Source organism: Mesorhizobium sp. CNPSo 4688 (genome assembly GCF_057784295.1).
In genome coordinates, this window is record NZ_JBWLUY010000084.1 from 1 (window position 1) to 914 (window position 914).

2 pseudogenes are annotated in these 914 nt (G+C 60.5%); both read left to right on the forward strand.

Features of this window, described 5'->3' with window-relative positions:
* Positions 1-362, forward strand: a pseudogene (locus AC04SH_RS34865) (hypothetical protein); the annotation flags it as partial.
* Between the two features lie 284 nt (positions 363-646).
* A pseudogene (locus AC04SH_RS34870) lies at positions 647-914 on the forward strand (hypothetical protein); the annotation flags it as partial.

Here is a 914-nt window from a genome sequence, read left to right on the forward strand (position 1 = left end):
GGCCCGGTTACGATGTGATCGCGCAGCCATTCGACCGGCCAGCGCAACGCGTTTCGGTAAAGTCGCGGACATTCAAGCGCGGTGCCGCCTATGTCGGCTACAACGACTACGACCAATTCGATTGGCTGGCGATTGTTCTGCTGCCATCCAAGGGGTTCAAGGCTCGCGCAATCTACCTCGTTCCCAGGCCCGTAGCCGAGGGATTGGCGCGACGTGACAAGGCAACCAGCAAGACCGCTGCGGAACGATACTTTCGTGACTTTCGTGTCGATCAAGTCCCCGCGTTGTTTGCGGAGTGGGATGCCAATTTCGAATTGGCAGCGACCCCAGTGTTTGCTCCCTTACTGAACGATCTCAAGTAACGCGGCGTCGATCTCACGAATGACGATGCGGCGGCGCAGGTTCGGGCGATGGCGTAGCGCGGCGCGTCGGCCGGGGCACAGTCTTTGCAGAATTCGGACTCGGCGCCTTAGTGGTGGTCGAATCCGTGTTCCGGTCGCTTGCGGATGGTTGTGGAAGACCGCTCGACATGGTGCTGCTCGACGGAGCCCTCCGATTTCATAACAGGCAGGCCGTTGAGCGGTTCCGATAGGATTCTGGACTTTCCGTTTGTTTTGGGCGCATTCTTGCGTCGGGGAGAAGGGGCTTGGGCAAATCCCGCTACGATGATCGGTCGGGGCCGTGGCGCAAACGTAATGGCGCAGGACCCCCGCTCGCACGACGCTGGGCCAGCGTGCCGATGCGGCTGGTCTTCGTGACGGTGGTTGCGACTTCCGCGCTGGTGACGCAGTTTGTCATGCACAACAGCGGGGCGCTGCCGGAAATCAATCTGCAGAACTTGGTAACGTCGCGACCGGTAGCAATTGCTGGGGTCGCATCTGTCATCGACGGCGACACGATCGAGATCCATGGCC